The sequence below is a fragment of the Flavobacterium amniphilum genome, assembly GCF_023634845.1.
Taxonomy (GTDB): domain Bacteria; phylum Bacteroidota; class Bacteroidia; order Flavobacteriales; family Flavobacteriaceae; genus Flavobacterium; species Flavobacterium amniphilum.
This window is the reverse complement of the sequence record NZ_JAMLJL010000026.1, coordinates 1-21,768: the sequence shown is the minus strand read 5'-3', so window position 1 is coordinate 21,768 and position 21,768 is coordinate 1. Positions and strand designations below refer to the sequence as shown.

Annotated in this window: 31 protein-coding genes and 1 pseudogene; 8 read left to right on the top strand and 24 right to left on the bottom strand. The window is 34.6% G+C overall.

The features are described from left to right. Positions 1 to 26: 26 nt before the first annotated feature. Positions 27 to 2,654 carry an ATP-dependent chaperone ClpB gene (gene clpB / locus NAT51_RS18665; RefSeq protein WP_250601435.1) on the bottom strand — a complete coding sequence of 876 codons (2,628 nt, stop codon included), beginning with the start codon at positions 2,652 to 2,654 and terminating at the stop codon, positions 27 to 29. A gap of 160 nt (positions 2,655 to 2,814) precedes the next feature. On the opposite strand from clpB, the gene NAT51_RS18660 reads away from it, so the two are divergent. Both NAT51_RS18660 and ytxJ read left to right on the top strand, forming a co-directional pair. Then, a complete protein-coding gene (locus NAT51_RS18660) occupies positions 2,815 to 3,672 on the top strand; it encodes an archaemetzincin (protein ID WP_250601433.1) in 858 nt (285 codons plus the stop codon). Positions 3,673 to 3,678: 6 nt separating this feature from the next. After that, positions 3,679 to 4,071 carry a bacillithiol system redox-active protein YtxJ gene (gene ytxJ / locus NAT51_RS18655; RefSeq protein WP_250601431.1) on the top strand — a complete coding sequence of 131 codons (393 nt, stop codon included), beginning with the start codon at positions 3,679 to 3,681 and terminating at the stop codon, positions 4,069 to 4,071. 57 nt (positions 4,072 to 4,128) lie between these two features. Here the strand turns inward: ytxJ and rplS are convergent, their stop codons facing one another. Both rplS and trmD read right to left on the bottom strand, forming a co-directional pair. Further along, positions 4,129 to 4,479 carry a 50S ribosomal protein L19 gene (rplS, locus tag NAT51_RS18650; RefSeq protein ID WP_250601429.1) on the bottom strand — a complete coding sequence of 117 codons (351 nt, stop codon included), beginning with the start codon at positions 4,477 to 4,479 and terminating at the stop codon, positions 4,129 to 4,131. A 206-nt stretch (positions 4,480 to 4,685) separates the two neighbouring features. Then, positions 4,686 to 5,363, bottom strand: a complete 678-nt coding sequence (gene trmD / locus NAT51_RS18645; RefSeq protein WP_250601427.1) for a tRNA (guanosine(37)-N1)-methyltransferase TrmD — start codon at positions 5,361 to 5,363, stop codon at positions 4,686 to 4,688. A 110-nt stretch (positions 5,364 to 5,473) separates the two neighbouring features. Here trmD and NAT51_RS18640 point away from each other — a divergent pair, with 110 nt between their 5' ends. Next, the gene (locus NAT51_RS18640) at positions 5,474 to 6,619 is read left to right on the top strand and encodes a sterol desaturase family protein (RefSeq protein ID WP_250601425.1); all 1,146 of its coding nucleotides are present in this window, start codon (positions 5,474 to 5,476) and stop codon (positions 6,617 to 6,619) included. A 2-nt stretch (positions 6,620 to 6,621) separates the two neighbouring features. On the opposite strand, the gene NAT51_RS18635 is transcribed toward NAT51_RS18640, so the two are convergent. From NAT51_RS18635 to NAT51_RS18625, 3 genes are read right to left on the bottom strand one after another with little or no spacing between them, the layout of a single operon-like run. Next, positions 6,622 to 7,068 carry a DUF1569 domain-containing protein gene (locus NAT51_RS18635; RefSeq protein ID WP_250601423.1) on the bottom strand — a complete coding sequence of 149 codons (447 nt, stop codon included), beginning with the start codon at positions 7,066 to 7,068 and terminating at the stop codon, positions 6,622 to 6,624. Between the two features lie 4 nt (positions 7,069 to 7,072). Continuing rightward, on the bottom strand, positions 7,073 to 7,870 hold the full coding sequence (locus tag NAT51_RS18630) for a class I SAM-dependent methyltransferase (protein WP_250601421.1): 798 nt from the start codon (positions 7,868 to 7,870) through the stop codon (positions 7,073 to 7,075). Positions 7,871 to 7,872: 2 nt separating this feature from the next. Further along, positions 7,873 to 8,331 carry a GNAT family N-acetyltransferase gene (locus tag NAT51_RS18625; RefSeq protein ID WP_250601420.1) on the bottom strand — a complete coding sequence of 153 codons (459 nt, stop codon included), beginning with the start codon at positions 8,329 to 8,331 and terminating at the stop codon, positions 7,873 to 7,875. A 48-nt stretch (positions 8,332 to 8,379) separates the two neighbouring features. On the opposite strand from NAT51_RS18625, the gene NAT51_RS18620 reads away from it, so the two are divergent. Continuing rightward, positions 8,380 to 9,312: a peptidylprolyl isomerase gene (locus tag NAT51_RS18620; RefSeq protein ID WP_250601418.1), complete on the top strand. Its 933-nt coding sequence runs from the start codon at positions 8,380 to 8,382 to the stop codon at positions 9,310 to 9,312. An 84-nt stretch (positions 9,313 to 9,396) separates the two neighbouring features. Next, entirely contained in the window at positions 9,397 to 9,753 is a 357-nt protein-coding gene (locus NAT51_RS18615) for a c-type cytochrome (RefSeq protein WP_250601416.1), read from the top strand. Positions 9,754 to 9,798: 45 nt separating this feature from the next. Here NAT51_RS18615 and NAT51_RS18610 read toward each other — a convergent pair whose 3' ends face one another. Further along, complete coding sequence (locus NAT51_RS18610; RefSeq protein WP_250601414.1) at positions 9,799 to 10,173, bottom strand: nuclear transport factor 2 family protein; 375 nt, start codon at positions 10,171 to 10,173, stop codon at positions 9,799 to 9,801. A 29-nt stretch (positions 10,174 to 10,202) separates the two neighbouring features. Beyond that, a complete protein-coding gene (locus NAT51_RS18605) occupies positions 10,203 to 10,787 on the bottom strand; it encodes a DinB family protein (protein WP_250601412.1) in 585 nt (194 codons plus the stop codon). 197 nt (positions 10,788 to 10,984) lie between these two features. Here NAT51_RS18605 and NAT51_RS18600 point away from each other — a divergent pair, with 197 nt between their 5' ends. Together NAT51_RS18600 and NAT51_RS18595 are read left to right on the top strand one after the other, a co-directional pair. Continuing rightward, on the top strand, positions 10,985 to 11,536 hold the full coding sequence (locus tag NAT51_RS18600) for a DUF2975 domain-containing protein (RefSeq protein WP_250601410.1): 552 nt from the start codon (positions 10,985 to 10,987) through the stop codon (positions 11,534 to 11,536). Between the two features lie 3 nt (positions 11,537 to 11,539). Continuing rightward, positions 11,540 to 11,752, top strand: a complete 213-nt coding sequence (locus tag NAT51_RS18595; protein WP_250601408.1) for a helix-turn-helix domain-containing protein — start codon at positions 11,540 to 11,542, stop codon at positions 11,750 to 11,752. Positions 11,753 to 11,813: 61 nt separating this feature from the next. Here NAT51_RS18595 and NAT51_RS18590 read toward each other — a convergent pair whose 3' ends face one another. From NAT51_RS18590 to NAT51_RS18575, 4 genes are all read right to left on the bottom strand, one after another. Beyond that, positions 11,814 to 12,338, bottom strand: coding sequence for an RBBP9/YdeN family alpha/beta hydrolase (locus NAT51_RS18590; RefSeq protein WP_250601406.1), 525 nt, complete (start codon positions 12,336 to 12,338; stop codon positions 11,814 to 11,816). Positions 12,339 to 12,373: 35 nt separating this feature from the next. Beyond that, complete coding sequence (locus NAT51_RS18585) at positions 12,374 to 13,159, bottom strand: hypothetical protein (protein WP_250601404.1); 786 nt, start codon at positions 13,157 to 13,159, stop codon at positions 12,374 to 12,376. A gap of 76 nt (positions 13,160 to 13,235) precedes the next feature. Next, complete coding sequence (locus NAT51_RS18580; protein WP_250601402.1) at positions 13,236 to 13,757, bottom strand: MepB family protein; 522 nt, start codon at positions 13,755 to 13,757, stop codon at positions 13,236 to 13,238. A 194-nt stretch (positions 13,758 to 13,951) separates the two neighbouring features. Next, positions 13,952 to 14,236, bottom strand: coding sequence for a hypothetical protein (locus NAT51_RS18575; RefSeq protein WP_250601400.1), 285 nt, complete (start codon positions 14,234 to 14,236; stop codon positions 13,952 to 13,954). Positions 14,237 to 14,365: 129 nt separating this feature from the next. Between NAT51_RS18575 and NAT51_RS18570 the strand changes: the two genes are divergently transcribed. Then, the gene (locus tag NAT51_RS18570) at positions 14,366 to 15,130 is read left to right on the top strand and encodes an oxygenase MpaB family protein (RefSeq protein WP_250601398.1); all 765 of its coding nucleotides are present in this window, start codon (positions 14,366 to 14,368) and stop codon (positions 15,128 to 15,130) included. An 85-nt stretch (positions 15,131 to 15,215) separates the two neighbouring features. Here NAT51_RS18570 and NAT51_RS18565 read toward each other — a convergent pair whose 3' ends face one another. The 12 genes and pseudogenes from NAT51_RS18565 to NAT51_RS18510 form a co-directional block, all read right to left on the bottom strand. Continuing rightward, positions 15,216 to 15,818, bottom strand: a complete 603-nt coding sequence (locus NAT51_RS18565; protein WP_250601396.1) for a methyltransferase family protein — start codon at positions 15,816 to 15,818, stop codon at positions 15,216 to 15,218. Between the two features lie 245 nt (positions 15,819 to 16,063). Beyond that, positions 16,064 to 16,417: an immunity 51 family protein gene (locus NAT51_RS18560; RefSeq protein ID WP_250601394.1), complete on the bottom strand. Its 354-nt coding sequence runs from the start codon at positions 16,415 to 16,417 to the stop codon at positions 16,064 to 16,066. 10 nt (positions 16,418 to 16,427) lie between these two features. Beyond that, complete coding sequence (locus tag NAT51_RS18555) at positions 16,428 to 16,778, bottom strand: hypothetical protein (protein ID WP_250601392.1); 351 nt, start codon at positions 16,776 to 16,778, stop codon at positions 16,428 to 16,430. 15 nt (positions 16,779 to 16,793) lie between these two features. Further along, a complete protein-coding gene (locus NAT51_RS19770; protein WP_317245764.1) occupies positions 16,794 to 17,657 on the bottom strand; it encodes an RHS repeat domain-containing protein in 864 nt (287 codons plus the stop codon). 160 nt (positions 17,658 to 17,817) lie between these two features. Then, on the bottom strand, positions 17,818 to 18,117 hold the full coding sequence (locus NAT51_RS18545; protein WP_250601382.1) for a hypothetical protein: 300 nt from the start codon (positions 18,115 to 18,117) through the stop codon (positions 17,818 to 17,820). Between the two features lies 1 nt (position 18,118). Then, positions 18,119 to 18,538, bottom strand: a complete 420-nt coding sequence (locus NAT51_RS18540; protein WP_250601390.1) for a hypothetical protein — start codon at positions 18,536 to 18,538, stop codon at positions 18,119 to 18,121. A gap of 269 nt (positions 18,539 to 18,807) precedes the next feature. Continuing rightward, positions 18,808 to 19,341 (bottom strand): DUF4303 domain-containing protein, encoded by a 534-nt coding sequence (locus NAT51_RS18535; RefSeq protein WP_250601388.1) that lies wholly within the window; start codon positions 19,339 to 19,341, stop codon positions 18,808 to 18,810. Further along, complete coding sequence (locus NAT51_RS18530; RefSeq protein ID WP_250601386.1) at positions 19,342 to 19,623, bottom strand: AHH domain-containing protein; 282 nt, start codon at positions 19,621 to 19,623, stop codon at positions 19,342 to 19,344. A gap of 78 nt (positions 19,624 to 19,701) precedes the next feature. Continuing rightward, positions 19,702 to 19,848: pseudogene (locus NAT51_RS19720) on the bottom strand (RHS repeat-associated core domain-containing protein); the annotation flags it as partial. A gap of 27 nt (positions 19,849 to 19,875) precedes the next feature. Continuing rightward, complete coding sequence (locus NAT51_RS18520; RefSeq protein WP_250601384.1) at positions 19,876 to 20,292, bottom strand: hypothetical protein; 417 nt, start codon at positions 20,290 to 20,292, stop codon at positions 19,876 to 19,878. Positions 20,293 to 20,295: 3 nt separating this feature from the next. Then, complete coding sequence (locus NAT51_RS19715; RefSeq protein ID WP_317245762.1) at positions 20,296 to 21,177, bottom strand: RHS repeat domain-containing protein; 882 nt, start codon at positions 21,175 to 21,177, stop codon at positions 20,296 to 20,298. Between the two features lie 160 nt (positions 21,178 to 21,337). Beyond that, positions 21,338 to 21,637 carry a hypothetical protein gene (locus NAT51_RS18510; protein ID WP_250601382.1) on the bottom strand — a complete coding sequence of 100 codons (300 nt, stop codon included), beginning with the start codon at positions 21,635 to 21,637 and terminating at the stop codon, positions 21,338 to 21,340. Between the last annotated feature and the right edge of the window lie 131 nt (positions 21,638 to 21,768).

The window sequence follows — 21,768 nt, the reverse complement described above, 5'->3', positions numbered from 1 at the left end:
AAAAACTATAAAAATGAAAATGTAATTTATTTTTCTGACTGATTTCTGAAAACCAGTTCGTTGTCGAAACAATCCAGTAAGATGATACTCTCCGTAGTGACTTTCCCTGAGAGAATTTCTTTTGAAAGTTGATTCAGTACTTCTTTCTGTATGACTCTTTTTACCGGTCTTGCCCCAAAAGAAGGATCAAATCCCTTTTCGGATAAGTAGTCAATGGCTTCTGGAGTGGCATCCATGGTGATATTTTGATATGCCAGCATTTTGATTACACTTTTTAATTGTAATCCTACAATCTCTTTTATGTTATCATTGCTTAACGGTGTAAACATTACAATTTCATCAATTCGGTTAATGAATTCAGGTCTTACCGTTTGTTTTAACAATCCAAGAACTTCTACTTTTGCTGCTTCTGTTGCTGCTTCTATTCCCCCTTTAGTACCGCTCCGTTCGGCTTTGCCTCGGGTTAAGTTTTCAAATTTTTCCTGTATGATATGGCTGCCCATATTGGAAGTCATGATGATAATAGTGTTTTTAAAATCAGCCAAACGGCCTTTGTTGTCGGTTAGACGTCCTTCATCCAAAACCTGAAGCAGTATATTAAATGTGTCTGGATGTGCTTTTTCAATTTCGTCCAGTAGGACAACAGAATACGGCTTACGTCTTACAGCTTCTGTAAGTTGTCCTCCTTCGTCATAGCCTACATATCCCGGAGGTGCTCCCACTAAACGGCTAACGCTGTGGCGTTCCTGGTATTCGCTCATATCAATGCGGGTCATGGCGTTTTCATCGTCAAATAAATATTCGGCTAATGCTTTTGCCAGTTCTGTTTTTCCAACACCGGTTGTGCCTAAAAACAGAAAGGAACCAATTGGTTTTTTAATATCCTGTAATCCGGCTCTGCTTCGGCGAACGGCATCACTGATTGCAATAATGGCTTCTTCCTGACCAACAACTCTGTGGTGTAATTCTTTTTCAAGATTTAAGAGTTTGTCGCGTTCACTTTGAAGCATTTTGGTAACCGGAATACCGGTCCATTTGGCAACTACTTCGGCAATATCATCATGGGTCACTTCTTCTTTGATTAAAGAGTGACCTTTTTGATTTTCAGTTAATTGTGTTTGAAGGCTGTCTAATTTTTCCTGAGCTTCCTTGATCTTTCCGTAGCGAATTTCGGCTACTTTCCCGTAATCTCCTTCACGTTCTGCACGTTCTGCTTCCAGTTTGAAATCTTCAATTTCCTGTTTTACCGATTGGATGGCATCTACAACATCCTTTTCAGATTTCCAACGGGCAAAAATCTCATTACGCTCTTCTTTTAAATTGGCCAAATCCAAGCCTAATGACTTCAGTTTGATTTCGTCGTTTTCTCTTTTGATGGCTTCGATTTCGATTTCCAATTGCATGATTTTACGATCCAGAACGTCTAATTCTTCCGGTTTGGAGTTAATTTCCATTCGTAATTTAGAAGCTGCTTCATCCATCAAATCAATAGCTTTATCCGGAAGAAATCTGTTGGTAATGTATCGTTGCGATAGCTCCACAGCTGCAATAATAGCGTCATCTTTGATGCGTACTTTGTGATGTGTTTCATATTTTTCCTTGATTCCGCGAAGGATTGAAATGGCACTTTCCGTATCGGGTTCATCTACGTTTACCTTTTGGAATCGGCGCTCGAGTGCTTTGTCTTTTTCAAAATACTTTTGGTATTCATCTAAAGTGGTTGCACCGATAGCTCTCAGTTCTCCTCTGGCTAATGCAGGTTTTAGTATGTTAGCAGCATCCATGGCGCCTTCACCGCCTCCGGCACCAACTAATGTGTGGATTTCATCAATAAAGAGAACGATATCACCGTCAGCAGAAGTTACTTCTTTTACCACCGATTTCAAACGCTCTTCAAATTCTCCTTTGTATTTGGCTCCTGCAATTAACGCTCCCATATCCAGGGAATATACAATTTTATCCTTTAAATTTTCTGGTACATCACCATCAACGATACGATGCGCCAATCCTTCAGCGATGGCTGTTTTACCCACGCCGGGTTCACCAATTAGCATAGGATTGTTTTTAGTACGCCGGGTCAAAATTTGCAACACACGTCTGATCTCTTCATCACGTCCAATAACAGGATCTAGTTTACCGGTACGGGCTAATTCGTTGAGGTTTTTTGCGTATTTATTCAGAGCATTATAGGTTTCTTCTGCAGATGCTGAAGTTACACGTTCACCTTTTCTGATTTCAGCTATCGCAGCTTCCAGTCCTTTTTCGGTTACGCCCTGATCTTTTAAAATTTGGGCTACTTTACTTTTCGATTTAAAAATGGCCAATAATAAATGCTCAATGGAAACATATTCATCATTCATCTTTTTTGCAATGATGTTAGCTTCATTTAAAACGGTTCCTGCTTCACGGGACAACATGATATCTGCTCCTGAAACTTTAGGAAAATTTTCGAGTGTACTTTCCAGTATTTTTTTGAACAACTCAACATTTACGTTTAATTTTTTTAATATAAACGGAGTCACATTTTCATCAACTTCAAGGATTCCTTTAACTATGTGCTCGTTCTCCAGTTGCTGATGACCATAGCTTTGCGCAATTTGTTGTGCCTGCTGTAAAGCTTCCTGAGATTTTATTGTTAAATTTTTTAAGTTCATATCTTGTAATATTCTATTATGTTTTACGATAAGTTATTTGTTTAACTTTGTTTGCTTATCGACAATTTGTGTTCCAACGGGGAAAAGCAGGACAAATTGGCTGATTTTGCAAATTCTTAAAAAACAAAACAAGACAAAATGTCTTAAAATCAAATGATTGATGAATAAAGTTACATTTTTAATTGCCATAATTTCCGCTTTGTTTTTTTCATGTGAAAAGAAGGATGAGTATCAAAAGTTGGCTACAAATGATATTTTGCTTGAAAAGCCTAAATCTGGTGATTGGCTGGCTGATCATCCTGAAGACGGACAAACATTCGAAGCATATTCGAAGATGAGTCCGATGAAACCGAATGAAGACAGAAATAAAATTTATATTTTACCTATAGGAGGGCTAACACAACAGGAAGATTCACTGGTGAATTTAACGGTTGAATATTTGAATCTGTTTTACGGAATTAAAACTGTGAAAATGCAGTCAATCAAGGACGATATTGTACCGAAAGATAAAAGAAGATTGAATGAAAATGGGGAAGAGCAGTTAGATGCGAGTTATTTAATTCATGAAGTTGTACCTAAACTTAAGCCCAATGATGCATTGGCTATTATGGCAATAACCGGCAGGGATTTATATCCGAAATCATCTTGGAATTTTGTTTTTGGATTAGCAACTTACACTGAAGGTATCGGAATTAGTTCAATGGCACGTTATGATCCTAATAACAAGGATTACAGAGTTGGATTGAGAAGAATTATCAAAACATCTGCCCATGAAATAGGACATATGTTTAAAATGAAGCACTGTACGCATGCTTTGTGTGTGATGAACGGTGTGAATTCATTAAGTGAAGGTGATTCGAGACCAAATACATTATGCTCAATATGTCTTAAAAAGATGGCATGGAATTTGAAATTTGATAATAAAGAAAGATTTAAAAAACTGATTTCATTTTATGAAAAGCATGATCTAAAAAGTGATGTTGAAAAAATGAAAAATCAGTTGGAATTAATAGAATAGCAGTATATGAGTTTTTTTAAAAGTTTATTTGGAAGTGAAAATGAAAGCCAAAATAATTCACATAAGGTAAATTGGGTGAATTTAAATCATTTGGATCAGTTGGATATGATTGTCCAAAAATCCTGGGAAAAGTCTGTAGTGATTTTTAAACACAGTACAAGATGCAGTATCAGTAGGATGGCATTGAAGCAATTTGAGAATGGTTTTAATCTTGAGGGTAAGATTGAGCCTTATTTTTTAGATTTGTTGGAGTATAGGCCAATTTCCAACGAAATAGCTTCAGTTTTTGGCGTTATGCATCAATCACCTCAAATTTTGGTTATCAGAAATGGTGTTTCGGTATACAATGCTTCACATGATGCAATCCAAGCGGAGAGTCTGCATGAATTCGTGAAATGATAAGTAATAAAAAACCCCGAAGTAATTCGGGGGTTTTTATTGATAAAGAAATAAAGATTAACCTCTTCTTTCTTTGATTTTTGCTTTCTTACCAGTAAGGTCTCTGAAGTAGTAGATACGAGCTCTTCTAACTTTACCTCTTTGGTTCAATTCAATTTTTTGCAAAGCTGGCATGTTTACAGGGAAGATACGCTCAACACCTACAGCACCTGACATTTTACGGATTGTAAAAGTTTCAGTAGCGCCAGTACCTCTTCTTTGAATCACAACTCCTTTGAAGAACTGTGTTCTTGTTTTTTCACCCTCTTTAATTTCATAGTACACAGTGATAGTATCACCGGCACTGAATGCAGGGAAATCTTTCTTTTGAGAAATTTCGTTATTTACGAAATCTAATAAATTTGCCATTTTAATAAATTATTATGGTTTAAAATCTAAGCAACATTCACGGTTTTCGCCAGAGGTTGGTCAAATGTGGGTGCAAAATTAGGTAAAATTTCCAAACTAAAAAAGCAAAATCGTAAATTATTTGTAATAATAACCCGATGATAAGTGGTTGATATTTAGTGCTTTTCTTTTTGTGTTTTTGAAATTTTGTTTTTGGAATTTACTTTTTAGTCTTCCAAAAGATCGGGCCTTCTGTTTTTTGTATGTTCATAAGCCTTTTCTTCCCGCCATTTTTCAATGTTGGCAAAGTGTCCGCTTAACAATACATCAGGAACTTTGATTCCTTTGTATTCGGCAGGACGGGTATAAATGGGAGGGGAAAGTAAATTGTCCTGAAAACTGTCGGTCAGGGCTGAGGTTTCATCGCTTAATACTCCCGGAATCAATCGGATTAGTGCATCACATAAAACAATAGCACCTATCTCACCGCCTGAAAGTACATAGTCTCCAATTGAAATTTCTTTGGTGATATGCATGTCGCGCACTCTCTGGTCAACCCCTTTGTAATGTCCACATAAAATAATGATGTTTTCATACATCGACATCCTATTGGCCATGGGCTGGTTTAAAGTTTCGCCATCCGGGGTCATGTAGATAACCTCGTCGTATTGTCGCTCCGATTTTAGTTTTGAAATACAGTCGTCAATTGGCTGGATCATCATCACCATTCCGGCCCCACCTCCAAACTGATAATCGTCTACGCTCTTACGCTTATCATGAGCATAATCTCTTAAATTATGGAAATGAACTTCTACGAGTCCTTTTTCCACAGATCGTTTCATGATGGAACCTTCAAACGGACTTCTAAGCAGTTCGGGTAATACGGTAATAATGTCGATGCGCATGACTTAAAATTTAGGCAAAAATAGTTTAAAAGTTTAATTGAATAAAATTGTTTGGCCAATATAAAAAACTAAATTTGGGAAAATTAAAGTTAAAACGGTTGTACAGATCTATGAATATTAAGGACAATGTGAAGTTTGGAGAGGGAATTATAAGTGGATATACCTCTGTTTTTTTGGGTATACTTTCTTTTTTGGGTGTTTTTTGTTTTAAATATCCCGAATGGCTTACGACACCTGAGTTCCGGAATGTTTATACCGGTGAATCGATGAAAATACTGTTAACAGCAGTAATTATAGCTTCTCTTTTTTTTGGTGTAATAAGTTTTATCAGAAGCAGCAAGAAAAAATGGGCTTTGTACGGAATGGCATTTTGTGTTTTGGCTATTGTATTGGGTGGTTTTGATGTTAGTCCCAGAAGTGTAAATATAACCAAAGTCCATTTAGGTCTGGATTGGCTGATTTTAGATTTATTTTTGATGGCCATTATATTTGTTCCGATTGAAATCGTATTTCCGAAACGTAAAAACCAACCTACTTTTCACGAAGAATGGAAGACTGATTTGGTTTACTTCGTAGTGAGCCACTTGTTGGTGCAATTTTTTGGAGTGATCACCCAACAACCTGCAAAATTATTTTTCGGATGGATGGGATTGGAAGGAATTCAAAATTTTGTTCAGGATCAGCCGGTTTTGATACAATTGTTTTTCGCCTTTTTTATTTCCGATTTATTTCAATATTGGACGCACCGTATTTTTCATAGACATACTTTTTTGTGGCGATTTCATTCGATTCACCATTCGACCGAAAACATGGATTGGCTGGCAGGTTCGAGAACTCATTTTGTTGATATTTTTGTTACCAGATCAATGGCTTTCGTTCCGCTTTACGTATTGGGATTCTCCACAATTACATTCAATATTTATGTGATATTTATGGCTATCCATGCGGTTCTTATCCATTCCAATACCCGGATTAATTTCGGTGTATTAAAATATATTTTTGCCACGCCGCAATACCATCATTGGCATCATTGCAAGGATTCAGAATATTACGGGAAAAACTTTGCAACGATTTTCCCGTTTATTGATAGATTATTCGGAACATATTACTTGCCGGATAATGTTTGGCCGGAAGACACCGGTTTGCTTGAGGTTGATTTTCCTAAAGGATACGTCAAACAAGCGGTTTACCCTTTTACAAAAAGTCCGTTTGATAATGATTTAAATATGGAGGAATATTCTAAATCGACCCGATAAACTTAAACTCCGAATTGTCTTAAATGATGGTCCAGGTGTTTCCACTGAAGGTTATCCCATTCTTCTGAACTCATCTTTCCGAATAAAGGATGTCTGTCAGTTTTAATTACCTGTGTGCCGTCTTTGAACATTTGTACTTTTTCAATCAATTCTAATTTAGTCTTGTCAAAATCATACGTTCCTTTGCGTATAAAATCGGGTGCCGTTGGACTGTTTTTCTTTAATTCAGGCTCCTTGATGAGTTTATTTTTGATCATTTTCCCCAAAAGGCTGAAAAAGAAATTAACTTTTAGATGAAGGTTACCAAACGCGATATCGATTGGTGCTATGCAATGTGACATCATTTGGTCAACTGTCATTTTTCCCCATTGCGGTTTTGACTCTGGTGATAATTGGTTAATGCGGTTAATCAGATCCTGATTGTCATTAGGGTTGAAAATACTGGCCATGTTTTTATTTTTTAGTTGCTTCCAATGCAAATACCATTGGGATTTTATTTTGTAAATGTTTGATTCTGAATTTCCCGGGTTCAAATTCTTCGGTTTGATTAAAACAATTATAAGGCGAATAATTATACTCGTCAAAAGATTTTATTTCTAATCCGTTGTTGATCAGTGAATTTAAAACCTCTGATGTAGGATGATTCCAAGTCACCGAATTCGTTTCGATTGGTGCATCTTTATCGGCATAAGTGCCAGAAAATTCTTCTATGATGGCACCAGAATTAAAATAATTGAATTCAATTTCTTTAAAATCATAATCAAACATCCAAACTACGGGATGGAATTCCACAAAGACAAATTTTCCTCCTGGTTTTAAAAAGTAGGAAACTACATTAGCCCATTTGTTTAGGTCGGGTAGCCAGCCAATAGTACCATAGCTTGTAAACACAATATCAAATTTTTCATCCAGATGATTCGGTAAGTCATACAAATCACAACAAATGAACGTTGCATCGAGTCCCAATTGTTCATTGAATTCTTTTGCTTTTTCAATGGCTTTGTCAGCTAAATCAATTCCGGTAGCTTTTGCTCCCATTCGGGCAAAACTGATCGTATCCTGACCAAAATGGCACTGTAAATGCAATATTTTTTTTCCGGAAATATCACCAAGGAGGTTTAATTCGATGTCTTTAAGCGATGATTTTCCGTTTAAAAAGCTTTCATTGTCGTAAAACTCTGAATTTACATGGACTTCGGTTTTATTGTTCCATGTTTTTTTATTGATTTCAATATAATCTTCGGCTTTCATAATTATAGGGTTAATTCCATTTGGATGTCGGCTCTGTCATAATCAGTCTCATCCATTGGTACTTCAACAAAGTTGTATTTTGAATATAAATTTAGTGCAGGTTTTAAGATTCTGTTTGAAACTAAAAATATTTTCGTTGCATTGTGCTGTTTCGCAAATTCTATGGACGTTTCCATCAACAAATTGCTTAATTTCATTCCCTGAAATTTTTTATCAACGGCCATTTTGGCCAATTCATATGTTTTTCCGTCAACTTTTATCATGGCAACTGTTCCGGCAATTTCATTGTCTGCAAGACAGAAGAAGATTTCGCCTTCTTTTGCTATAATATCATTTTCAATATTATTGAAGGTTTCCAGGTCGTGGGGTTCCACATAAAAGTATTCTTCCAGCCACGCTTTGTTTAATCTGATGAAGTCGTTTTTGTATTGTGGATTGTATCCGATTATTTTAATCTCCATTTGAATATAAAATCGTAATTTTGTCTCTCAAATTTAATTATAATTACGATGCAAGACGGTATTTACGCAAAATTTAATACTTCAAAAGGGTCGATTTTAGTAAAATTAACTCATGATTTAACACCTGGTACGGTAGGGAACTTTGTTGGTTTAGCAGAAGGGAATTTAGAGAATTCAGTAAAGCCACAAGGAAATAAATATTATGACGGATTGAAATTTCACCGTGTTATTCCTGATTTCATGATTCAGGGAGGATGTCCTTTAGGAACTGGAACCGGAGATGCAGGATATAAATTCGATGACGAATTCCACCCATCATTGAAGCACGACAAGCCGGGCGTTTTATCGATGGCTAATGCAGGTCCCGGTACTAACGGTTCACAATTTTTCATTACACACGTAGCTACGCCTTGGTTAGACGGGAAACATTCAGTTTTCGGACATGTGGTTGAAGGTCAGGATGTGGTTGATGCAGTTGCACAAGGTGATACTTTGGAAAGCATTGAAATCATCAGAGTGGGGGCAGAAGCAGAAAACTGGAATGCAGTTGAAGCTTTCCGTACGTTTGAAGGTTCACGTTTGAAAAGAATTGAAGAAGCAAAACGTCAGGCTGAAGAAGCAATGGAAAAATTAGCAGCCGGTTTCGAAAAAACAGAAAGTGGATTACGTTATAAAATCATCCAAAAAGGAAACGGTAAGAAAGCTGAAGCTGGTAAAACAGTATCGGTTCATTACGAAGGATCTTTAGAAAACGGAAAGAAATTCGACAGTTCTTACGCCAGAAAAAAACCAATCGAATTCCCATTAGGAAGAGGTAATGTGATCGAAGGCTGGGACGAAGGAATCGCTTTATTACAAGTGGGTGACAAAGCCCGTTTTGTAATTCCGGCTTATTTAGGATACGGAGACAGAGGTGCAGGAGGAGTTATTCCGCCAAACGCAACTTTAGTATTTGATGTTGAATTGATGGATGTGAAATAATTTTGCGTCAGTCAAAAAAATAACGAAATCCTGGTTCATTTGAATCAGGATTTTTTATTTTTACGGCCAACCAAATAGTTTATCATGAAAAAATCGAAATGGACTGCATTGGCAGTTATCGGAATCATTTTATATGCCTGTGCACCAAAAGTTGTGACGCCACCGGCACCAAAAGAAGTTATTGCAGACGAACCAGTAAAAAAGACAGAGCCGGTAAAAGCGGTCTTGGCTGAAGGAACTAAGGAAGTTACGATGACTCCTGAATTGGCAGAAGGAAAAGCATTATATGAAAACAAATGCGGAAACTGTCATAAATTATTTGCGGCAAGTAAACATGACAAGGATGGATGGGAGCAAACTATGTACTATATGGCACCAAAAGCTAAGCTTACCGAAGATCAGAAACGATTGGTTTACAATTATCTGGTTGCAGGATTATAATATAAAACCCCATCAATTGATGGGGTTTGTTTTTAAAATCTGGAATTATACTTTCTTTGCTTCAACCACAACATGGTTGTTGATCAGCTTCCATTCGTTGTCAGTGTCTAAAACCAAAGAATTATAAGAAACAAAATTATTTTCAGCACTTTCCAAACGGATTTTAACCATGGCAATGGTTTTACTTTCGTCTATTAATTCTATTTCCATTTTACGTGGCAGACCACCAAAAATTCCTTTTTCGATATTGTTAAGATACCCGGCTTTGTCTAATATGGCAACTCCGGGTTCTCCTAAAAAGTTGTTGCTCGTTACCCTGAAATCTTTGTGTAACACGGCATTTAATAATTGGGTATCACTAGTGTCGCCACCTTTCACAAAACCTATAACGGCTTGCTTGATTTTTTCTGTTTTGGTCATATTTTTATAGAAAATGATTTGAGTTGAATTTACAATATTCCGTTTTCTGTTGATAAGTCTAAGTATCTTTCTTTGATAATTTTAATGTGGCGCAATTCATGTCCGGCAATATGATAAGCGAGTCCTCTTACCGTTCGGACATTAATAGTGCTTCCGTCATCGGCAATTCCGCCTCCGCTTCTCATGAAAGCATCTTCAGGCAGGTTTTGGAACAAAGAGAGAGTTGATTTCCGTACTGCTTCATACTCTTCAAAAATGCTGTCCAGACTTCTTTCATTGGCATAGGAATATTTAGCATAATCCTCCTGTTCAAAACCATGTAAGGAAGTGTTGTCGTTTCTTCCGTAACGTATGGCACGGTATGAAAAAATACGCTCATCATCTATAATGTGTAGCAGAATTTCCTTGATAGTCCATTTACCATCTGCATAGCGATGGTATAATTTTTCTTCGGGTAAGCTGTAAATCAGGGATTTTATTTTAGTTAAGTTGTCTTCCATATGTTGGAGTATCATACCATCGTCCTGAAGCAGGCTCATGTAAATCTCAGAATATTCAGGATATTCCCCTTTTATGGGTTTTTCAACTCTTCTGTACTTCGCAATTGTATTCATTATTTTAAAGGTTTGTTCATTTTGCAATTAAATTTTGTAGCTAAAATACTAAAAAAAGTAGTATTGGATAGCTTAATCAATATAGAAGTATAAGATATTCTCTGTTATGATTGATTTTAAGTTGCTAAATAAAAATTTATTGATAAACAATAAATTTTTATTTATATTTGATTTGTTAATTTAAAAATAATGAAACTATGGAAATAAAAATTGGCACAAAATCAATGCTGAAAGTATTAACAGTACTTTCATGGATAATCTTCATTGGACTTTGTATTGAAGTTGGAGGCATTTTGTTCAATACGGCTTTCTCTTTTTTTAAGCCAATCGGGGCAAAGTATTTTTGGAATTATTTGGATTTATCAAGCGTGTATCAATTTGATAAAGGTTACTTTTTAGTTGTTACATTCTTTATGGTTGTGGTTGCCATAATGAAAGCAATTATGTTTTATTTGATTATAAAAATTCTTCTTAATAAAGAACTGACTATTGTACAGCCTTTTACTGAATTGGTACGGAAATTTATAATAAAAGTGGCCAGTTTGTCAATTGGAATTGGAATATTCTCAAAATGGGGAAGTGGCTATGTTGAATGGCTTCAAAAACAAAGTGTTATTTTTCCGGATACCCAGTATCTGAAATTGGACGGAGCCGATGTATGGTTGTTTATGGGAGTCATTTTATTGGTTATCGCTTATGTTTTTAAAAGAGGTATTGAGATACAGCAAGAAAACGACTTAACAGTATAAGATATGCCGATAATTGTAAACTTAGATGTCATGATGGCAAAAAGAAAAATGTCATTGAATGAACTTTCAGAAAAGGTTGATTTGACTTTGTCGAACCTCTCTATATTGAAAACCGGCAAGGCTAAAGCGGTCCGTTTCAGTACGCTCGAAGCAATCTGTAAAGTATTGAATTGCCAACCGGGTGATATTTTGGAATTTATGGATGATCAAGATTAAAGAACAAAAAAGACCGGGAAAAAACGGTCTTTTTTTATGTTTTTGAAGTATGAGAATTTCTTTAGAACTTTTTCAATAGCTCAAGACCTTCGGTCCAGTTAGTATGACCACTCGCTGCGTTGATATGACCGGCATCTCCAATGTTTATAAATTCACTGCCCCAATTTTCGGCAAAGAACTTTGCTCGTTCTAATGATACCCAAACATCATCAGCACTGGCAACCACAATCGTTTTAAAATTTAGTTTATCAAGCGGAATAGGAGTAAATCCTGTAGCAGGGAAAGTATATTGTGGTGCTTCCAAATCACTTGGGGCAACCAGTAATGCACCTTTGATTTGTTTCCCGTATTTTGCAGCCCAGTGCGCAATGGTTGAACAACCCAGACTGTGACCAATTAATACAACATCCGAAAGATCGTAAGTACTAAGCGTTTTTTCAATAGTTTCGACCCAATCATCGCATTTTGGAGAATCCCAATCATTTTGTTGAATGCGTTTAAAATTATCTCCTGATTGCTCAAAAAAAGTCTGCCAGTGCTCCGGTCCTGAATTCCCCAATCCGGGAATAATAAAATAAGTTGACATTTTGGTTTTAGAATATGTATTATTGAGAGTTGGTTTTATATTTTTTCAAAGTATTCTCCTTTGAACTGATACTTTATTTTTTTTGTGGTAATTCGGCCATCTTCTTTTAATAAAGGGATAATAATGGTATTCGTTTTAGTGTCGTATTCCATATTCATGTAATCCCTTATATCTTCTCTTTGGTTTTCATTTGATGTGCCCGAAAGATCTATTTCGTATCCCAGAGTGTTTTTAATGCCACTTTTCGTTTTGATGAGTTTGGCTTTGGTATTGAGTTTGTTTTTATCGAAGGCAAAAACCTTGGCTTCAAAATAATAATTGGAACTGCTGAAAACAGCTATACTGGATGTAATGTAAAATGTTTTGCCTTTACTGGTGACTTGGTTTAATTCATAAAAATTACATCCGCTTTCATCAGAATCTAATTTATTTGCTTTGGAGTATACTTTTCCATCGGTTTTATACTGAAATATATTCCGATAGAACTGCATGGTACCACCACCTAAGGTATTCCAGGTATAAATCCTGAAGTTTCCGTCTTTGGAAGTCAGGATATTGATACCGTTCTTTTTTAGTGTTTTGAAATCGGATTTGATACTTTCAGGAAGCGATTCGGTTACTTTTAAAAGTAGCTTTTCAAATTCGGTATTGTATTTATCCAATGAATCGTATACTTCTAAATCACTGCTCTTACGGCTCTCTTCGTCCCAGTATTTCCTTTTCTCGATTAATTTGTTTAATTTCTTTTCGTAGTTTTTGTCAATCTGGCCTGATGCACAAATACTAAGCAAAAGTATAGTCAGTTTTACGATTTTTTTCATAGATGTAATTGTGGATTATTCTTACATTTTCAAATGTACAAATCTTAGCTTTTGATGCCTGTGTAAATGAAGAAAATTATTGAAGGGTAAGTGAAAATAGTTTTCTGGCTTTTTCCGTGTCAAAAGTTTTTGTTGTTGTGGTTTCCAGAAAATAGTCCAATTGCCATTTTTGGGTTTTCTCTGCCTGTTTATTTGTAACATTATCCCAAGAAGGATATATCCGCATTCCTCTTTTTCCTTTATTGGAACCACCCAGAATTATGTCTTTTTGTAAAAGAATTTCTTTCGGAAATACAAATATACCTGATTTTGATTCCAGTCTGGTTTCTATAATCATAAAATCAAAAGCATCTTTATTTTCATACGGTTGGGTAATTCCTTCGACATTCCGTTTCCAGATGGTCACAAACTGTCCCGCTTTCGTAGGTGTAATTTTTGCATTTCGGTACACTATGCTACATTTATTTATCCGGAAAGTATAAGCCGAATATTCCCTGCTTTCTTTTTCTTCTTTAATTTCGGTTAATTCGAGGTTTAAGGGGGAAAAAAAGGTGTTATTGATTTCAGTAAGGCTCAGAGGAAGTTCTGTTGCTGGCATTTTTTGATTATTTGTTTAACAAATCTAGGATAAAAATTGTAGCTAATATTGGTAAGTTGAAAGAATTTGATTTGTATTGAATGTATGTTCCTTTGGCTAAAAAGTCGATTGGTTGTAATCTTCTGTGCCAATTTTTGACAACAAAAAAAGCTAAACCAATTATGATTTAGCTTTAAATGTTTATTTATTACTGTTTACGATCCGGCAAAAGGAGTTCCGAAGATACCCACGGCCAGTTCCATCCAAACCAAAACAAGCAGGATGAGTACAATCCCGCAAAGGAGTAAACGGTGTTCTTTTTTCTTGACTGTTCTCAGGATAAATTCACATGTCAGGCCGGTTCCTCCCAATAAAATGGCTGCGCCGATAAAATCAGATAAAGTCCATTTCACTTCATTGGTAAATTGCATGGCAATTAAAGGAATCAGCAACAGTATTCCAACCGTAATCATGATACCTCTTAATCTTTTGTTTTTCATAATGTTACTTTTTTTAATTGATAATTGTGAATCGAATGCTTTATTATTCAGCAAATATAATTAACTTTGAAATACAAAGTACTTTTATTTATAAATATTTATAATTTAAACAGAATAATTTTAAAAGGGATGGAACATTTTGTAAGGGAAAACTCAGTAGTAAGGGAAATATGGGGGAAGAGTGATACGGTTCTTTTTATCTTTGGAGGAGCTTCTGCCGAATTTGCTCTTAACAAGGCAGTTGACTGGCTGTACTTTACGGGTAAACTGCCTTCAGATCCTTTAGGAAGACTTTTTTCAACAGTGACTTATGCCAGAAAAATTGTTTTTGCACCGGCAGATGAGGCACATCGGTCAATCGACATACTCCGCATGATTCATGGTACTGTTGAAAAGAATAGAGGATTTTCCATTCCGGACTGGGCTTACAGGGATGTGTTGTTTATGCTAATCCATTATTCGATTGCATCGTATGAACTGTTGGAGCGAAAATTAAGTGATGCCGAAAAAGAGGAAGTTTACGATGTTTTTTACAGAGTGGGTTTCCGGATGGGACTGAACGAATTACCAACAACCTATAACGATTGGCTGCCTGTAAGGGAATCTCATTTAAAGGAGAATCTCCAAAAAAGTGAATACACTGCCGATTTATTCAAACAGTACAGAAAACATTTGGGTTATATACGTTATGGTATTCTGGTGGAAGCACAGAAACTGGTTGTGCCTGTCCGGGTGGGTGTATTATTGAAGCGGGGAAAATTTTCATGGCTTTCTCCAATAATTCCATTGTATAAAATCAGCCGGTTCATCAAAATGGACTGGCTATTGAAAAAAGCATTGTTGCCTTCTGCTTATGAAGCCCAGATTAAGGCTCTGGACGTTCATGAACACTGATTTTTTTAATTCAGGAAAATGTTTTTTTTTCTGATATATGTAATGTAAGATTTGAATTTACTCTTAGTAATAGGAGGGAACCAACTTAAAAGTAGCGTCTTACCTTTTGCTTGTAGTCAATATAGTTTTGTCCGTGCAGACTTGTGAGGAAATCTTCTTCAAACACAATCTGAATTTGGATGAGTGTGTATCCTATGATTAAAAATATGAGAGTCAATACATTCGGTGTGGTTAAGAACAAACCGAGTAAACTGATGATCATACCGAGAAATATCGGATTACGGGAGTAGGAAAAAAGCCCTGATGTAATCAACTCTGTTTTGGTTTCTTCATCAATCCCGATACGCCAGGAGTTCTTCATGTGGGACTGGGCGATGACTGTCAAAATAAAAGAAATTACTAAGAGTGTAATACCGGCAAATTTGAAATACATAGTTTCCAGTTCTGGGAAGGGTAAGAAATAAGTATAAATTGAAGGAATAAATGCAAATACCAGAATATAAAGGAATAATGCGATGAGCATCATTTTGAAATAACGGCCTACCAATCCGTAAGCACTGTTGTCTTTCGGTAATACAAGGGGATTTTTGCCAATGCGTTTGGCTACAATAAGACTTTTGGCCACAAAGGCAATGCCAAAATAAAGAATAAAATAAAGGAGCAGGATAAAAGGAATAAGATTTGTCATACTTTTTTTCAGCAAATCTCAGAAAAGATAAAATGCAATGCTATTGCAAAGTTTCATCAGGGTTATAGAAACAAACTGTCTTTCGCCTCGCAAATTAAGCAATAGAGTTTCTATAAATGAATAGAAAATATTTGTATCCTGATTAGAACGATTTGTTTTTAATAATACCCTACGAATAAATCTTACTAAAAAAAGCTGCCTGAAAATTATTCTCAGACAGCCTTAATAATTATTTATCTTAGTTACTAATCTAATATTGCTCTTGAGAATAAATCTTCAATGAATGTTTTATTTTCACAAGCATTTTTAAAAGCGATAATAAAATCCTGTAAAGCTTCTTTATTGGAAGAATAAGCACAAAACATACTGCCTTCAGGGTCGAATTTAATCACATCAATGAATTCAGGTTTCTGTTCCTCTAAAAAAACTTTTGCAAGAGAAGCCCAATCATATCCATTTCCGTCAAAGCCCTCTTCTTCTCTTTTCTCAAAAAGTTCTTGTTTATAATAACCAACATTTAAACAAACTGAAAAACTATTAGAATGTTCAACCCAAAAAAAAGGCTCAATAACGTTGTTAATATCTTTTTGTGAATTCATTAATTTATTTTTAAGGCACCCAATATTGTTCTAACTCTTTAATTATGTTTTCTCCGTTTTCTTTTACTTCTTGCCTATACTTAGCCGGAATTTTTGAACCACATCTTTCGAACCATTCGAGAAATACTACTTTTATCTCTTTCAAATTAATTCTATATAATGTGTCTTCTGCACTTTGCGGATATCTTTTTGATAAAACTAGCAATACTTCTAAATGAACTAATATTGGTTGAACAGGTTCATTAGTTGTTTTCAACCATTCAACTATTTCATTTATTTGTTGAATTCCCAAATTAAAATATCTAACCGGTTCCATTGATGCCATTTCATTGCCTTCAGGCAAGCTACTGTAATATTTCATATTTAATAAATTATTTTATCCTGGACATTTAAATTTTAAACCTTCTACATTTGTAGGTGTCTCTAGTTTAGGTATATCTCCTGTAAATTTTCTACCTGGTACATCTATATCTCTACCACGATTTTTATTTAATAAGCCTGATTTTCTCAATCGGTCTTCTATAGAATCAGTTGCACTCCAATCTGCACTTCTTGCAGCTAATCTCCTTCTAATTAAAGTAGCTTCCATTGTTCTAGCTTGATCGTGATTTAATCCTTCAGCTAAAACTTCCATTTTTGAAAATACTTTTGGGTCAGTAGTTTTAGTTCCATTTATATGCTCTTGTCCTCTCACTAATGCTGTCCTTTCTGTTATTCCATAATAAATGACTTCGCCCTGATCATTAAGTAGTTGGTATACTAATTCAGATAATCCGAATATATCTACCCAATAATTGCTATCATGAACATAACCATAAAATGCATTGCCTCCTAAAATACCAATTGGGTCTTGAGAGATATAATTCCCAATAGTATAATCGTAATACCTGAACCTATTATAATAAAGTTCTGTTTCACCATCATCATATTGCCCTAATTGTCTAAAAGGAACAAACTGTCTTTCGCCATGCAAATTACGTAATCTTCCGTAAATATCGTACTCCGTTTCCCACATTAATGTACCGTTTTCATTGTACGCCTGTACGGGTCTTCCAATATAATCTGAAATGATACTGAACCGTTCTTCTCCTTGTATCTTAGCATTTGGTACAAAGGTATTTTCCTGATAAATCCAGGTAACTAAATTAGTAACAGTTTCTTCTTTACTTAAAAAGACTTCTCCTAAATCATTAACAGCGGTTTTAGGTTCTTCACCTTTTTGATAATACCACTCATGCAAAAGAACGTTTCCATCCCATAAAAAACGGTTAACTTTTTCGCCTGTGGTTTTACTGATTCTTCTACCTAAGGCATCATATTCAGAAGGAATTAAACTCCCGTTTGGTATTATACTTCAAAGTCAGGAGATATTACAGAGTTTTGAAAGAAGAAGTTTAAAATCAAATGAATTTCGGAACAATTTTTTGATAATCAAGAAAATAATTCTTAATGTGCTCTAATATTTCTTCTTTGTTAGCAATTAGAGTCTTATCATCCCATCTTTTTATACTTTTTGCAAAAATAATACTATCCCTTATTTGAATGTCACAAATAAAAGCCTTATTAGTTATTAAGTTATGATAAAATAAGCCTTCACCTCTATATACAATTCTTATTTTGTAACCGAGGTTTTTATTGTTTTGTATCATTAATCCTTCAGTTACATCATTCTTTAACTCATTTATATATTCAATTTCCATTTTATCTACATTTAATATGTCCGTTTTTAGTTTTTCCTCCTGCTTTGTTTCGTCTAAAAATATTTTTAACGTTTTTATTTTTTAATAATGCGGGCTTTTCAATACGCCACCAAGTCCTTTCTCCAAAAGGAACAAACATTTCATCGCCCTGCAAATTACGCAATTTGCCATAAATATCGTACTCTGTTTGCCAGATTAAAGAGCCGTTTTCATTGTAAGCTTGTACCGGCCTTCCAATATAATCGGAAATGATGCTGAATCGTTCTTCTCCCTGTATCTTGGCACTTGATACAAAGGTTCTTTCCTGGTAAACCCACGTTATAAGATTATGTATTGGCTCTGCTTCATCATTTATTAACTCTCCCAAGTCATTTAAGTAAGGACTTGGTTTTAGCTTTTTATCTAAATCCCATTCATGCAAAAGAACATTTCCGTCCCATAAAAAGCGTTTAATGTTTTCGTCGGTAGTCTTACTGATTCTTCTTCCTAAGGCATCATACTCAATACTTATAGCTTTTCATTATGGTTTGTTATACTTTCAGATGTAGTATTAGTTGGTTATGTATGAGCAATGGGGAACGGCAACTAAGAGAATTATGTTGCTTTTCAAACAATAAAAACAATAAAACCCGCAATTGCGGGTTTTATTGTTTCTCTTTGAGTAAACACAAAACATTTACTGTTTAGGCTTTATAGAGATTTGTTTCTCCAGTTTTCAAATTCATTTGATTTATCAGTTGAATTTAATTTTTTAATCCATTCTATTTCTTCAGAAGCAACAAAATAATCAGAAGCATAAAAAACTAATATAAAATCATCTCTTAAATCTAAAAATAAATTTTCTTCTTTAAGTTGTAATAATGAATTTAAAATAGCTGAAAATATCTCTTTTCTATATTCTGCAAAAGAAAGATTATCCGATGTTGAAATTTCGAAAAGCATTTTACTTAATGCATCTAATTCAACACTAGGAAGACCTTCTTCTTTCCATTCCGCGGGATACCATTTAAAATATTCAAAATCTTCATCGGGATCAGCATTACATTTTTTAACTAGATAATCTTTTGTATTATATGCAGCTGATATACTTGATGCATCAGAATCTGAGTATAAGCAAAATCCATTGATATTATCTTTTCCTACAGTTTCAAAAATATTTTTTAAAATTTTTAAAGTTCCTATTTTTAGGATTTCTTGAAATTGATCTAAATTTAAGTTTTTCATTTAATTACAAATTGTACCGTTAGCAAATTTTTCTCCCATTGTTCTTAAAGCTTCAACAATAGCTTCTTTTGTTCCTTTTTTATCTGCTTCTTTAAGAGCATCAAGAACTTTTTGTGCAGCTTCTTTACTATGATGTTTATTAGGTGCCCAAACTAAATTTTCTCTTCCTTTTAGCCAATCTATTCCATGTTTTTCTAATATCCCTTTACTTTCAGCAAGAATTGCTTGTTGATTAGCATGACCATTTTTAAAAACTATATGATTAGCATGAAGTCTTTCCATTCCTACAGGAGGCTCTGTTCCGGTCAGATCCTTAAGATATTTACCCCAGTCAATATCTTCACCAACTAATCCAAATATATCAACCCAGTTATTACTATCAAATACATAGGCATAAAAGTTAGGCTCACCTGATTTTAATCCAATCGGATCCTGACTTAAATACAGACCTATATTACTGTCATAATACCTAAACCTATTATAATAAAGTCCCTCTAATTCTACATCTTCATACTGTCCTAATTGCCTATTCCATTACAACCTTTGATAAAAATCCCATTCGTTTGGATTTATTGAATCTTGGTCATCATTGTCAAATTCTTCACAAATCACTTCAAGGGTATTAAAAAAAGGATCCTGAATTCTAGCAAAATATCCCCCAGGATGGGAAAGCATTGTTAGAATTATCACGTTATTATCAATTAGTTTTTTAATGAACTGTAAGAAATTGTTTTTTATTTCATAGCGGAATAAAGGGAATTTATCGAAATCAGTTTGTAAATATGAATATTTTTCTATCTGCTCATTTCGAATATTTTGATACAGGAGTTCAACTTGATTGTTACTGTTAGGCAGAAATATACAAGATTTTTCTTGAGTAAACTCTAATATTTCAATATAGAATTCATTAGCCTTTTCTTCATTAAAAATAGGTAAAAGTATACTAATCATAATTTATCCACAATTTATTTTAGATTTTGGTCTATTGCTTGTCTTTGCATTAGCTCTAGCTTTGTTTATTTGTCTACCACTACCTCTGTAAACGGTAGCACCTATACTTGAAAGAGTAGCCTTTTCTGTTTTATAGAAAGAACTTCTATGTGGAGCTGCATCTTCTCCAATATCAATAAATTTATAACCATCATTATGTCTATCTACTATCCAATCAGCATTTCCCTGATTTGCCTTCAATTCCCATTCTGCACTACCAAAAACTTCTTTATTAGCTCCCGAGTTTTTAACTATACTATTCCAATCTTTTCTTATTGTCCTAAATTCAGAATCAGGAAATAACTCCCTCATTTGTTTTGCATAGTTTTCTACAGCATCTTGTCCTTCTCCTAGTATAACATACATATCTAACCCAAACGGGTCAATATAGCTATTAGAGTCAGTAACATAAGCATAAAACGTTGGATTATTCCCAAGTAACCTAATTGGGTCCTGACTTAGATAAAGCCCCGTATCAGGACTATAATACCTAAACCTATTATAATAAAGTCCCTCTAATTCTACATCTTCATACTGTCCTAATTGCCTGAAAGGAACAAACTGCTCATCGCCCTGCAAATTACGCAATCTTCCGTAAATATCGTAATCGGTTTGCCAGAGTAAAGAGCCGTTTTCATTGTAAGCTTGTACAGGTCTTCCAATGTAATCAGAAATGATACTGAACCGTTCTTCTCCTTGTATCTTGGCACTTGGTACAAAAGTTCTTTGCTGATAAATCCAGGTTACTAGATTGTTTAAAGGTTCGGCTTCATCATTTATTAACTCTCCCAAGTCATTTAAGTAAGGAGACGGTTTTTGGTTTTTATCTAAATTCCACTCATGCAAAAGAACGTTTCCATCCCATAAAAAACGGTTAACTTTTTCGCCTGTGGTTTTACTGATTCTTCTACCTAAGGCATCATATTCAGAAGGAATTAAACTCCCGTTTGGTATTATACTTCAAAGTCAGGAGATATTACAGAGTTTTGAAAGAAGAAGTTTAAAATCAAATGAATTTCGGAACAATTTTTTGATAATCAAGAAAATAATTCTTAATGTGCTCTAATATTTCTTCTTTGTTAGCAATTAGAGTCTTATCATCCCATCTTTTTATACTTTTTGCAAAAATAATACTATCCCTTATTTGAATGTCACAAATAAAAGCCTTATTAGTTATTAAGTTATGATAAAATAAGCCTTCACCTCTATATACAATTCTTATTTTGTAACCGAGGTTTTTATTGTTTTGTATCATTAATCCTTCAGTTACATCATTCTTTAACTCATTTATATATTCAATTTCCATTTTATCTACATTTAATATGTCCGTTTTTAGTTTTTCCTCCTGCTTTGTTTCGTCTAAAAATATTTTTAACGTTTTTATTTTTTAATAATGCGGGCTTTTCAATACGCCACCAAGTCCTTTCTCCAAAAGGA

Coding starts and splice junctions, on each gene's coding strand:
- NAT51_RS18585 (WP_250601404.1), bottom strand. CDS start 13,159: ATGAAAAAAATCGTAAAACTGACTATACTTTTGCTTAGTATTTGTGCA.
- NAT51_RS18630 (WP_250601421.1), bottom strand. CDS start 7,870: ATGAAAGCCGAAGATTATATTGAAATCAATAAAAAAACATGGAACAAT.
- clpB (WP_250601435.1), bottom strand. CDS start 2,654: ATGAACTTAAAAAATTTAACAATAAAATCTCAGGAAGCTTTACAGCAG.
- NAT51_RS18535 (WP_250601388.1), bottom strand. CDS start 19,341: ATGAAAAACTTAAATTTAGATCAATTTCAAGAAATCCTAAAAATAGGA.
- NAT51_RS18605 (WP_250601412.1), bottom strand. CDS start 10,787: ATGAATACAATTGCGAAGTACAGAAGAGTTGAAAAACCCATAAAAGGG.
- NAT51_RS18520 (WP_250601384.1), bottom strand. CDS start 20,292: ATGATTAGTATACTTTTACCTATTTTTAATGAAGAAAAGGCTAATGAA.
- NAT51_RS18615 (WP_250601416.1), top strand. CDS start 9,397: ATGAAAAAATCGAAATGGACTGCATTGGCAGTTATCGGAATCATTTTA.
- NAT51_RS18555 (WP_250601392.1), bottom strand. CDS start 16,778: ATGAAATATTACAGTAGCTTGCCTGAAGGCAATGAAATGGCATCAATG.
- NAT51_RS18635 (WP_250601423.1), bottom strand. CDS start 7,068: ATGGCCAGTATTTTCAACCCTAATGACAATCAGGATCTGATTAACCGC.
- NAT51_RS18565 (WP_250601396.1), bottom strand. CDS start 15,818: ATGACAAATCTTATTCCTTTTATCCTGCTCCTTTATTTTATTCTTTAT.
- NAT51_RS18530 (WP_250601386.1), bottom strand. CDS start 19,623: ATGGAAAGACTTCATGCTAATCATATAGTTTTTAAAAATGGTCATGCT.
- NAT51_RS18620 (WP_250601418.1), top strand. CDS start 8,380: ATGCAAGACGGTATTTACGCAAAATTTAATACTTCAAAAGGGTCGATT.
- NAT51_RS18660 (WP_250601433.1), top strand. CDS start 2,815: ATGAATAAAGTTACATTTTTAATTGCCATAATTTCCGCTTTGTTTTTT.
- trmD (WP_250601427.1), bottom strand. CDS start 5,363: ATGCGCATCGACATTATTACCGTATTACCCGAACTGCTTAGAAGTCCG.
- NAT51_RS18570 (WP_250601398.1), top strand. CDS start 14,366: ATGGAACATTTTGTAAGGGAAAACTCAGTAGTAAGGGAAATATGGGGG.
- NAT51_RS18510 (WP_250601382.1), bottom strand. CDS start 21,637: ATGGAAATTGAATATATAAATGAGTTAAAGAATGATGTAACTGAAGGA.
- rplS (WP_250601429.1), bottom strand. CDS start 4,479: ATGGCAAATTTATTAGATTTCGTAAATAACGAAATTTCTCAAAAGAAA.
- NAT51_RS18595 (WP_250601408.1), top strand. CDS start 11,540: ATGCCGATAATTGTAAACTTAGATGTCATGATGGCAAAAAGAAAAATG.
- NAT51_RS18640 (WP_250601425.1), top strand. CDS start 5,474: ATGAATATTAAGGACAATGTGAAGTTTGGAGAGGGAATTATAAGTGGA.
- NAT51_RS18575 (WP_250601400.1), bottom strand. CDS start 14,236: ATGAAAAACAAAAGATTAAGAGGTATCATGATTACGGTTGGAATACTG.
- NAT51_RS18545 (WP_250601382.1), bottom strand. CDS start 18,117: ATGGAAATTGAATATATAAATGAGTTAAAGAATGATGTAACTGAAGGA.
- NAT51_RS18600 (WP_250601410.1), top strand. CDS start 10,985: ATGGAAATAAAAATTGGCACAAAATCAATGCTGAAAGTATTAACAGTA.
- NAT51_RS18590 (WP_250601406.1), bottom strand. CDS start 12,338: ATGTCAACTTATTTTATTATTCCCGGATTGGGGAATTCAGGACCGGAG.
- NAT51_RS18560 (WP_250601394.1), bottom strand. CDS start 16,417: ATGAATTCACAAAAAGATATTAACAACGTTATTGAGCCTTTTTTTTGG.
- NAT51_RS18625 (WP_250601420.1), bottom strand. CDS start 8,331: ATGGAGATTAAAATAATCGGATACAATCCACAATACAAAAACGACTTC.
- ytxJ (WP_250601431.1), top strand. CDS start 3,679: ATGAGTTTTTTTAAAAGTTTATTTGGAAGTGAAAATGAAAGCCAAAAT.
- NAT51_RS18580 (WP_250601402.1), bottom strand. CDS start 13,757: ATGCCAGCAACAGAACTTCCTCTGAGCCTTACTGAAATCAATAACACC.
- NAT51_RS18610 (WP_250601414.1), bottom strand. CDS start 10,173: ATGACCAAAACAGAAAAAATCAAGCAAGCCGTTATAGGTTTTGTGAAA.